The sequence below is a fragment of the Pseudofrankia coriaricola genome (assembly GCF_001854805.1).
In the GTDB taxonomy this organism is placed as follows: domain Bacteria; phylum Actinomycetota; class Actinomycetes; order Frankiales; family Frankiaceae; genus Pseudofrankia.
In genome coordinates, this window is the sequence record NZ_MBLO01000032.1 from 50,806 (window position 1) to 61,114 (window position 10,309).

Annotated in this window: 8 protein-coding genes and 2 pseudogenes; 7 read left to right on the plus strand and 3 right to left on the minus strand. The window is 67.6% G+C overall.

Features of this window, described 5'->3' with window-relative positions:
- Positions 1-131: 131 nt before the first annotated feature.
- Entirely contained in the window at positions 132-1,100 is a 969-nt protein-coding gene (locus tag BCD48_RS05575) for a hydroxymethylglutaryl-CoA lyase (protein WP_071047224.1), read from the minus strand.
- Between the two features lie 19 nt (positions 1,101-1,119).
- Between BCD48_RS05575 and BCD48_RS54765 the strand changes: the two genes are divergently transcribed.
- Positions 1,120-1,389: an enoyl-CoA hydratase/isomerase family protein gene (locus BCD48_RS54765; RefSeq protein WP_349307997.1), complete on the plus strand. Its 270-nt coding sequence runs from the start codon at positions 1,120-1,122 to the stop codon at positions 1,387-1,389.
- A gap of 112 nt (positions 1,390-1,501) precedes the next feature.
- Here BCD48_RS54765 and BCD48_RS05580 read toward each other — a convergent pair whose 3' ends face one another.
- On the minus strand, positions 1,502-1,900 hold the full coding sequence (locus BCD48_RS05580) for an acyl-CoA thioesterase (RefSeq protein ID WP_071047225.1): 399 nt from the start codon (positions 1,898-1,900) through the stop codon (positions 1,502-1,504).
- Between the two features lie 189 nt (positions 1,901-2,089).
- On the opposite strand from BCD48_RS05580, the gene BCD48_RS05585 reads away from it, so the two are divergent.
- From BCD48_RS05585 to BCD48_RS50510, 6 genes and pseudogenes are all read left to right on the plus strand, one after another.
- A complete protein-coding gene (locus tag BCD48_RS05585; protein ID WP_071047226.1) occupies positions 2,090-3,136 on the plus strand; it encodes a 2,3-butanediol dehydrogenase in 1,047 nt (348 codons plus the stop codon).
- A gap of 42 nt (positions 3,137-3,178) precedes the next feature.
- Positions 3,179-3,445 carry an SDR family oxidoreductase gene (locus BCD48_RS56385; protein ID WP_157910439.1) on the plus strand — a complete coding sequence of 89 codons (267 nt, stop codon included), beginning with the start codon at positions 3,179-3,181 and terminating at the stop codon, positions 3,443-3,445.
- Positions 3,446-3,691: 246 nt separating this feature from the next.
- Entirely contained in the window at positions 3,692-5,746 is a 2,055-nt protein-coding gene (locus BCD48_RS05590) for a hydantoinase/oxoprolinase family protein (RefSeq protein WP_071047227.1), read from the plus strand.
- Between the two features lie 33 nt (positions 5,747-5,779).
- The gene (locus BCD48_RS05595) at positions 5,780-7,870 is read left to right on the plus strand and encodes a hydantoinase B/oxoprolinase family protein (RefSeq protein WP_071047228.1); all 2,091 of its coding nucleotides are present in this window, start codon (positions 5,780-5,782) and stop codon (positions 7,868-7,870) included.
- A gap of 49 nt (positions 7,871-7,919) precedes the next feature.
- Positions 7,920-8,984, plus strand: coding sequence for a zinc-dependent alcohol dehydrogenase family protein (locus tag BCD48_RS05600; RefSeq protein WP_071047229.1), 1,065 nt, complete (start codon positions 7,920-7,922; stop codon positions 8,982-8,984).
- Between the two features lie 103 nt (positions 8,985-9,087).
- Positions 9,088-9,369: pseudogene (locus BCD48_RS50510) on the plus strand (IS1634 family transposase); the annotation flags it as partial.
- Between the two features lie 315 nt (positions 9,370-9,684).
- On the opposite strand, the pseudogene BCD48_RS05610 reads toward BCD48_RS50510, so the two are convergent.
- Positions 9,685-10,122: pseudogene (locus tag BCD48_RS05610) on the minus strand (hypothetical protein); the annotation flags it as partial.
- Positions 10,123-10,309 lie beyond the last annotated feature (187 nt).

Genomic DNA, 10,309 nt, shown 5'->3' on the forward strand with positions numbered 1-10,309 from the left:
AGCAGCGGGAGAGGCGCGCCCGGCATCACAAGCTCAGTGCGGCCTGCTTACAGGAACGGCGGCTCGGCGAACAGCGGCACCGCAGCACCAGCGCCAGGGACTCGCGCCGGCCCAGGGCGAGTTCAGGTCAGTCATCCTGGCCTGTGGGACGGAGTGCCAAGCCCGGAGCCGGTGCGCAGAACCTGCGCACGAGCGGCGACCATCGTCACTCGCTCCTGGGCCCGTCCGGCGTCCAGCAGGGCTTCCACGTCGATACCCGTCCTCAGGCCGGCCCGCTCGAGCGCGACGACAAGGTCTTCCGTGGCCACATTGCCGGTCTCGCCGGAGTGATTCTGCTCGACCGCCTTGGGCTCCCCTCCGAGACCACCGAGGCTGGAGTCGACGACTCCAACTCCGCTCTCGACGGCAGCCCACGTGTTCAGCAGCCCCGTCCCCCGCGTGTCGTGGAAATGGGCGATCAGCTCCACACCGGGGAAGTCGCGTCGCGCGCGCTCGACGAACCGCCGCACACGAACCGGATCCGCGAGCCCTGTGGTGTCGCTGAGCATGATGCGCGTGACGCCGTAGCCGACGAGCGTGCCGGCGATCCCGAAGACCACTTCCTCGTCGACGTCGCCGACGATCGGGCACCCGAACGCGGTTGCGACGGCCGCCATGACCGTCACGTCCGCGTCGAGACCAGCCTGCACCATCTCCTTGATCTCGGTGAGGTGCTGCTCGTGGGTTCGCCGGACGTTGGCGAGATTGTGTGCCTCGGAGGCCGAGATCGGGAACCCGATCGCGTCGATGGCGCCAATTCTGTTGCCGGCGTCGATAGCGAGCTGGAACCCCTTGAGGTTGGGCGCCAGGACGCGGACGTAGACGTCCCGGGACGCAAGATGCTCGAGGATGGCGATGTTGTCGAAGAACTGGGGTACGACCTTCACGGGCACGAACGACGTGGCGTCGAACTCGACGATGCCGGCGGCGATCGCCTTGTCGAGAACATCGATCTTCTGTTCGGTCGGGATGGCCGACGGCCAGGACTGGATCCCGTCCCGGGACCAGCACTCGCAGACGCGCACATCCACGGCGTCCCCGGCCTGCGCCACGTCACCCATGCCGCCTCCGCGTCTCCCGATGGCTTCCGCCGCACTGGATCTAGTATCATCATTAGGATTGTCTAAGTCAACCCATCCCGATCAGGCTGTTCGTACCGCACCGACTCTCTTCACCCTCATGTACCAGCCGGGGAAGCCGACCATCGCCCGGGTTCAGGGGTATGCCCTCGCCGGCGGGTTCGGCCTGGCACTCGCCTGCGACTTCGTGGTGGCGTCCGAGGACGCCGTCTTTGGCGCCCCCGAGGTGAACATCGGACGACGGAGGCGACCGCTTCGGTCGCCTTCGTGATCGCGGTGGCCTTCGCCACCATGTCGAGATCCGGTTCCCCGGCCACCTTCGCGTACATCCGGGTCGTGTGGAAAAGCCCTACCGCGGCGGGAGATCGTCGACCTTGTCCACCTCAGCGACCGAGCACCGAGCGCAGGCCGTCGGGGATCGGCGCCTTGCCCTTGACAGCGGCGTCGACGATCACGTAGGTGATCGACGCGGTTGCCCGCGTCCGCCCTTGGACGTTCACCGAGAATCCGAGGGCGAAGCTCGTTGTCCCGACGCGCTGCGCGGTCACGCCGATGTCGACCTCATCCCCGTAGCGGACGGCCGCCGTCCAGTCGATCTCGACGTGCACGACCTGGATGTCGTGACCGGATACGAGCAGGTCTTTGAGCGAGTACCCCTGCGCCGCCAGGTACCCGTTGCGCGCCTGCTCCAGGAAGGCGAGATACCACATGTTGAAGGCGACGCCTTGCTGGTCGAAGTGGTGATAGTGCGTCTCGATCGGAACGTTCACGACGGCGGGCATCTCGATCCTTGCCTCGGCGGGGGCCTGGCGGCACCGCCGCCGTGTCCTGCCGAGGCCGCGCCGCCAGTGTCGAGAGCTGTGGCTCTCGACACTTAGAACCATTATACTTGATTCAGGTTTGGCGAGTCAGGCTCGGCCGCGGGCGCGGTACCGCCCCGCGCCCGACGCCCCAGCCGAAGGAGCCAACGAATGCGCGCAGCGGTGTACCGCGGCCAGCGGCAAGTCGAGGTCGAGGACGTCCCGGACCCCTCGACAGGCGACGGGCAGGTCAAGGTCCGGGTCAGCCGCAACGGGATCTGCGGGACGGACGTCCACGAGTACTACGCCGGCCCGCTGTTCATCCCCCGCAGCCCCCATCCGCTCACGGGACAGCAGCTCCCTCTCACACTGGGGCACGAGTTCTCGGGCACCGTGACCGAGGTGGGACGGGGCGTCACTGAGATCTACGAAGGCGACCGCGTGGTCATCGAGCCGACCTACCGCTGCGGTGAGTGCCGGGCTTGTCGCTCGGGCCACTACAACCTCTGCCGCCTGATCGGCTTCCCCGGACTCAGCGGGGACGGCGGCATGGCCGAGTACGCGGTTCTCCCGCAGATCATGATCCACAAGCTGCCGGACGCGGTGCGGTTAGACATGGCGGCCCTCGTCGAGCCGATGGCCGTGGCCTACCACGCCGCAGCCTTGGGGGCGGTGAAGGATCAGGAACGCGCGCTGATCTTCGGCGCCGGCCCGATCGGGATCGGGTTGTGGTTCGCGTTGCGCGCTGACGGCGTGACCGAGATCGACGTGGTGGAGCCGTCCGCCTCCCGCCGGGCCGCGATCGAAGGCCTCGGCGCGCGCATCCTCGATCCGACGACAGAGGACGTCACCGCGATCGTCCTGGAGCGGACCCGGGGCGAGGGCGTCGACGCGGTGTACGACGCAGCAGGCGTGGCGAGCGTCGTACAGACTGCACTCGACTGCCTCGCCGAACGGCGCACGCTGGTCTGCGTGGCGGTCTACGACGAGCCCGTCGCGACCTCCCTTTTAGACGTGATGATGCGTGAGAAGAGCATCAAAGGGGCGGTCAGCTTCAAGTCCGGCGACTTTCCGGCGGTGATCGACCTGATGGCGAAGGGCTACTACGACACCACGGGATGGGTCGAGACGATCCCGATGACCGCCGTGGTGAGCGAGGGGTTCGAGGAACTGCGGGCGGGCCGCAAGATGAAGCTCCTGATCGACCCCACACTCTGATGGCCGGCTGACTTACCGGCGAGGTTGCCCTCGTCTCGGGCGGTGCGCGGGCTGGGTGCAGCGCATGTCGAACTCTTCGCACGGGAAGGCGCATCCGTCGTCTTCGGCGGCGTCCTCGACGAGGAGGCCGGCCGGCTCAAGCAGGCGCTCCGCGAACAGGGCCCGCAGGAGACCTTCTGTCACCTCGACGTCACGCAGCCCGAAAAGTGGGACGCAGCCGTCGCGCTGGCTCGCTCGACATATGGAAACCTAACCACGCTACGTGACCGGCACCGAACTTGTCGTCGACGGGGACTGGCCGCGCACTAGCCGGAAGAACGGCGACCGGAACGACGCCGCGAGACACCCATTGACGTCTCGGACACGTGTGATTACGCTGACACCCCGTTCGCAATCTCTTATGACAATCGCACTAGATCGCCGATCTGGCGGTGGCGTAGTCGTTCCGGATATCCGGAGCGACCGACCCCGCCGACGGACGCTGCGGGCGCCGCAGCGTCGCGCGGGAGCCGGTTGCCGGCGACCGGACCTCGACCCGGAGAGGCAGCTGAGACCGTGATCGACATCGGCATCGACGTCGGCGGCACGTTCACCGACTTTGTCTTCATGCATGAGGACGGTCGTGGCGAGGTCGCCAAGGTGTCGACCGACCCTGACGACCTGGCCGGCGCCGTGGTGCGTGGCCTCGAAAGGACCGACCTGGCCCAGGTCTCCACGATCGTCCACGGCACGACCGCGGCGCTCAACGCGATCCTGCAGGGCAAGGGAGCGCCGACGGCCATCGTGACGTCCGTGGGCTTTCGCGACCAGATCGAGATCGGAGACACCAAGCGCTACACCGGCGGTCTCTTCGATCATCGTTGGGTCAGGACGCGCCCGTACCCCGTCCCGCACGACCGGCGGTTCGAGATCCGGGAGAGGGTTTCGGCGGATGGCCAGATCCTCGCGGCGCCCGACCCGGCCGAGCTTGGATCCGTCGCCGACAGGCTGAGGGAGGCCGATGTCGGGTCGGTGGCCATCTGCTTCATCAACTCCTACCTGAACCCGGCGAACGAGCAGGTCGCCTTCGACCACCTGTCGGGGCAGCTGCCGGGCGTCCACATCATCAAGTCCGCGACGAACCCCGAGTTCCGCGAGTACCCGCGCTGGATCACCGCTGTGCTCAACGCGTCGCTCTCGCCACTGTTGACCGAGTACGTGACGTCGCTGGGTGCAGCTCTCAAGGACCGCGGGTACGCCGGTGAGGTGATGTGGATGACCTCCTCAGGTGGCCTGATCAACGAGGCGGTCGTCCGGCAGGAGCCGCTCCGGCTGCTGATGGGTGGCCTCGCCGGCGGTGTCACCGCCTCTGCCTTCCTGGCGGAACGCATCGACGCCCCGCACGTCGCGACGTTCGACATGGGCGGCACCAGCAGCGACGTCGGCTTCATCAAGAACTTCCGGACCCACGTCGTACCGAACGCCGTGGTCGAGGCCTTCCCGATCGCGTTGCCCGACCTGGAGGTGAAATCGATCGGCGCCGGCGGCGGCAGCATCGCGTGGCTGACGGACGAGGGTGTTGTGAAGGTCGGTCCGCAGAGTGCGGGAGCCTCGCCCGGCCCCGCGGCGTACGGCGCCGGGGGAACCGAGCTCACGGTGACGGACGCCAATCTGGTCCTCGGCCGCTTAGGCGCCAAGTCGCTTCTCAACGGCGACCTCGTGCTCGACGGCGCGCTCGCGTACGCCGCCGCAGAGCGCCTTGCCGAGGCCGCACAGGTTGACGACGTCCACGAGCTCGCCTCCGGCGTCGTCGAGATCGCCGTCACCAACATGTACGGCGCCATCCGCGAGGTGTCGGTGGAACGCGGCGGCGATCCCGAGGAGATGGTGCTCGTCTCCTTCGGCGGTGCCGGGGGTCTGCACGGTGCGTTGATCGCCGAGCGGCTGGGCATGTCGTGCGTGGTGGTGCCCCGCGACGCAGGCAACTTCTCCGCGTTCGGGATGCTTGTGGCAGATCGTCGCTTCGACTACGTCAGCAGCTACATCCGCGGTCTTCCGAGGGCCGACCTCGACGACGTGCGGAACCGGTTGAGGGGCCTGGGCCAGGAGGGTCGCGAGCGGCTGCTCGGTGACGGCGTGGCCGAGGGCGACATCGACATCACCTACAAGATCGGCATGCGGTACGTGGGCCAGACGTGGGAAGAAGAGGTCATTCTCAGCGATCTGGAGTTCACGCTGGAGGATCTCGGCCGTTGGTTCGGCGACCTCTACGAGGAGCGCTACGAGTTCAAGCGCGAGCCCGAAGCGTCCGAGCTCGTCAACCTCCGGGTCGTGGCCACCGGACGCAGCGGGCACCGTGCGGTCCGGCGCGAGGTGGCCAACGGCGGCGCCGTTCTCGCCACCGGATCTGCTGGTGCGGCCGGCGCGGTCAAAGAGAGGCGTCCGGTCTACCTCGACGGAGCCTTCATCGACACCCCCGTCCTCGACCGGGCGCGCCTGGACCCGGGCGCAATCGTCGCTGGACCAGCCGTCGTCGAGGAGTACGACTCCACGACTCTCGTGCCCGTCGCCTGGACGGCGACGGTCGACGACGACCGCAACCTCGTTCTTCGCCGCGCCAGCCGGTCCTGACCCAGCCACCGTTCGCGAGAAGGGGGCACACCCGTGTCCGACACATCGACCCTTCCCCGGATCAGCGCAATCACCCTCGAGGTGATCGACGCCCACCTGACCTACGCGGTGCGCGAGATGCGCAGCACGCTGATCAAGATGGCGTACTCGCCGATCATCACTGAGACCCACGACTTCGCCACGGCCATCTGCACCGCCGAGGGCGAGATCATTGCGATGAACGACGACATCGTGATGCACATGTACGACATACGTGACGCTGTGTCGGCGGCGCTGCGCAAGTACGGCGACACGATCGCGCCCGGCGACCGGTTCCTGGTCAACGACCCGTGGGAGTGCGGTTCGCACCTCAACGACGTGAGCCTGATCTCGCCGTACTTCCAGAACGGCAAGCTCATGCTGTGGCTGGCGACCACGGTGCATTGGGGAGATGTGGGCGGAGCTGTGCCGGGCAGCGTGAACGGTGGCGCGACCGACGTGTTCCAGGAAGGCATCCGATTCCCGCTGACCCGGGTCACTCCGGAACTACTGGAGGTCCTGCTCGCGAACTTCCGCCAGCCCTTCGAGATCGAAGGCATGTACTCGGCACAGTCGACCTGCATGAAGACTGCAACGAAGCGTCTCGACGAGACGTGCGAGCACTTCGGGGTCGCGGTCATCGAGGACGCCGTCGAGAGGATCCTGGCCAACGAGGCGAGCAAGGCCGCCTCGCGGATCGCCGACCTTGCCGACGGCGTCTACTACTTCGAGGACTACCTGGAGAACGCCGGCTCCGCGCACCCGTTGCCGGTCCGGATCGCCTGCGCGATGACGATCGACGGCGACCGGCTGACCTTTGACTTCGAGGGATCCTCACCCCAGGCGAACGGCGTGGCGAACTGCACCATCACCGACCTGCACGCCGGTGTCTTCGAGATCCTCGTGCCGTTCCTGTCCCCCGGCCACGTCTCGAACTCGGGTGCGGCGCGGTGCTGGTCGATCTCCGGCCCGAAGGGTTCCGTCGTGAACTCGTCGTTCCCGGCGGCGAACGGCGCGTACGCGAACGTGATGTTCGGGGCCGTGCACGCCTGCGTCATCGGGTGCCTCTCGCAGGTGCTCGATGACGTGCCGGGCATCAGCACCGGGAGCTCGAACAACATGAACGTCGCGGGGCGGTGGCCGGAGGAGCGAGAGGGCGACCCGTACTGGCTGATGTTCGAGTACCCGCCGGGTGGCTGGGGCGCCACGCGACACAACGACGGTTCTCTGTTGGCATGGTCCTTCTTCATGGGTGATCTCCCGGTGATGTGGCCGACCGAGCGGATCGAGGCCCTCAACCCGATCCAGATCCACTTCAACGAGCTCTACGTCGACAGCGGCGGCCCCGGGAAGATGCGTGGCGGCCTCGGAGTGCGCCGCGCTTTCGAGGTTCTCCTGCCCGGCACGTTCACGATCCTCGGCACCGACGGGGTCCTCCCGCGTCCGGGGATGGCCGGCGGCTTCGCGGGAGCCTTGAACCGTGTGGAGGTGATCCGAGGCGGCAAACCTGTTGTGACCGATGCACTTCCACTCAAGACCGGCGGCTTCCCGATCATCCCGGGAGACATCATCTTGTACCTCGTGTCAGGCGGCGGCGGGTGGGGCGACCCGCTCGAGCGCGATGAAGACGCGGTGCTCGCCGACTTCCACGACGGGTACGTGAGCATCGACGGCGCGCGCGAGGACTACGGCGTCGTGCTGGGCGACGGCACCGTGGACCACGATGCCACGGCCGAGCTGCGTCGGACGCTCCGCGAGGCCCGGCAGCACGTCGAGGTACTCGCCGCGGAGGAGGACGAGCTGGACGGCTCGAAGCGGGTGGCGCGGATCAGCGCCGGCCTGGCGGACCGGTTGGGTGTCGGCGAGGACGACCTGCTGGAGTACGTCAACCCGCGCGGTGGCCACGTCCGGGCGTGGGTCCGGATCGATCCGTCCCTCGAAGGCGACTCGTCCCCGATAGGCCCACGTCTGCGCAGCATCTGCTCGGTGACGTCCGGCGACCGTGTCCACGTGCGGAGCCCGTTCACGTACGTGCACAGGCGGCAGGACGCCGACATGGTCGCCGCGCCTCCGCTCGGCCGGCTCTTCACGGAGATCTCTGCATGAGTTCCCGATACGTGCCCTCGTCCCCAGATCGACCGGAAGGACATTGACCATGCGCGGTGTCGTCTTCGAGGGCGAACGCACGATCGACGTCGCCACCTTCGACGACCCTGTTGCCAGGCCCGGTGAGGTCGTGGTGGAAATCAAGGCGTCCGGGATGTGCGGTAGCGACCTGAAGTCTTACCGGCTGGGGAGCAAGGCCGCCCTCGCGTCGTACGGACTCGGACCGGACGCCCTCGACGAGGGTGCGCGGATCATCGCGGGCCACGAGCCCTGCGGTGTCGTCGCAGCTGTCGGACCAGGAGTGGACTGCCTTTCCACCCGGGTGGGCGATCGTGTGATGGTCTTCCACTACACGGGTTGCGGGATGTGTCGGGAGTGCCGGACCGGCTGGACGCAGCTGTGCGAGCGTGAGACGGGCCTGATCGGGACGACGGTCCACGGTGGTCACGCGGACTTCCTCAAGGTTCCCGCTTCGACCCTCGTCCCGCTACCGGACGAACTCACGTTCAGCGCGGGCGCGGCCATCAGCTGCGGGACGGGCACCGCATTCGGCGGCCTCGTGCGGATGGGCCTCTCGGCACGCGACACGGTCGCAGTCTTCGGGCTCGGTCCGGTCGGACTTGCCGGCGTGCAACTCGCGTCGGCTATGGGCGCCGAGGTCATCGGCGTCGACATCGCTGCCGATCGCGTGGCCGTGGCGCAGGACTTCGGCGCTGCGCACGTCATCGATTCCAGCACCGTCGACCCTGTGGCCGCCATTCGAGACCTCACCCGAGGACGCGGCGTCACCTGCGCGCTCGAAGCCTCGGGAGCCGCCAGCGCACGGCAGGCCTCCGTGAACGGTGCCGCGACCTGGGGGCGTGTGGCATTCGTGGGCCACGGGCCGTCCGAGACGCCGTTGGACATCAGCCGTCAGGTCATCCGCAAGCAGCTCACCCTGATCGGGTCCTACACCTTCTCGATCGTCGGCCAGGCCGACTGCGCGCGGTTCGTGGTCGACCACGGCGTGGACGTCGACCAGGTGTTCTCGAATCGCTGGACGATCGACCAGGCAGCTGAGGCATACGTCGACTTCGACAAGCAGACCGGCGGCAAGGCGCTGATCGAGTTCTGACCTGACTTCCCTCACGTTGATCGTCTCGTCAAGATCGAAAGTCTCTGGCCTGCGGAATCGTCCGCAGGGGTGCCAGATTTTGTGCACTAAGCCGCGCCCTATCCTGGGGTCTAGGGCCTATGTGCGCACCGTGAAGACCGCGTCGGGGGCGACCGCGGTGCAGATCGTGTACTCGAACCGGCGCGGGTCGCGGGCGATGGACCACATCGGGTCCGCACACGACGAGGCGGAGCTGGCGGCGCTGCGGGCAGTCGCGAACCAGCGGCTCGCAGCCGGGCAGGGAGAACTCGACCTCGGGCTGGACACGGTCGGCGCGGCGGGCGCCCCGCTGCCGATCGTCGCCTCGCGGATGGGGCATCTGTGGGACGGGTTGTGCCGCGCCTACGACTCGCCGGGGCTACTGGCGGACCCGATCTCACGGCAGAGGTACGCCCAGTGTTGACAGTCATCGAGCACGGTAGCCACCGGAGTGGCCTCCCACCGGGCCGTATGGGTCGCGACACCATCGTCGATGGTCTCGCGCACCTGGGCAGCGCTGCCCACGCCGGCCGTCACGAAGGCCACCGGGACGACGGCCCCCGCCCACGGCAGGGCACGGCGGTGCGGCCGGTCCATACTGTCAATGTGCCAGCGGGTCGAGGACCTCGATGCCCAGCGGGGGTGGGCCGGCCAGAGCTGTGAACGCAGAGCGGCCCTGCGCGTCAGCGACTGGTTGGCGCATGGCTTGGAGGAGGCCCGGGCCAACTTCGCTCCACCCGATCAGGAGCAGAGGTCCGACGGCGTCGAACGCCGCCTTGCCGTAGTCCTGTGCGATGAGGGATTCGGCGATGTTGAGCGCGAGGGTCACCGTGCTCGAGAAGATCAACAGCCGACGCGCAGGCCGTAACAGCTCGGGCTGAGCGCCGTGGAGAGCCAAATGCCTGATCGCGAGAAGGAGCCCGACAACGGAGAGATCGACTGCGGGCGCGACCAGCGGCGCGATGAAGATCGGCACACCCAGCCGCAGACCGAGAGCAAGAGAGTTCCCGAACCCGAACAGAAACGTGAAAGCGACAACTGCCGCCATGATCAGCGTGACAAGCCTAACGGTCGCGTCCTGACCTGCGGCGGAGGTGTCGATGTCGGATGCGCCCGCCATCACCGTTCTCCTGCTGGTCGAAGAACAGGCAGCAGATTGCTCTGATCGAAAGCGTGTGCGTAGTGTCCGACTCCCCCCTCGGACACTCTCCCTCGTACATGATCGCCGGAGGCTTGGCCTCGGCGATCACTCGGTGTGCTCCTGGTTCGTAGGTGAGCTGGAGTCCGAGCTGGGCGTAGATCTCGGC

Excerpts from the sequence above, each read along its gene's own strand:
- BCD48_RS05575 (WP_071047224.1), bottom strand. The coding sequence starts at position 1,100 with ATGGGTGACGTGGCGCAGGCCGGGGACGCCGTGGATGTGCGCGTCTGC.
- BCD48_RS54765 (WP_349307997.1), top strand. The coding sequence starts at position 1,120 with ATGGCTTCCGCCGCACTGGATCTAGTATCATCATTAGGATTGTCTAAG.
- BCD48_RS05580 (WP_071047225.1), bottom strand. The coding sequence starts at position 1,900 with ATGCCCGCCGTCGTGAACGTTCCGATCGAGACGCACTATCACCACTTC.
- BCD48_RS05585 (WP_071047226.1), top strand. The coding sequence starts at position 2,090 with ATGCGCGCAGCGGTGTACCGCGGCCAGCGGCAAGTCGAGGTCGAGGAC.
- BCD48_RS05600 (WP_071047229.1), top strand. The coding sequence starts at position 7,920 with ATGCGCGGTGTCGTCTTCGAGGGCGAACGCACGATCGACGTCGCCACC.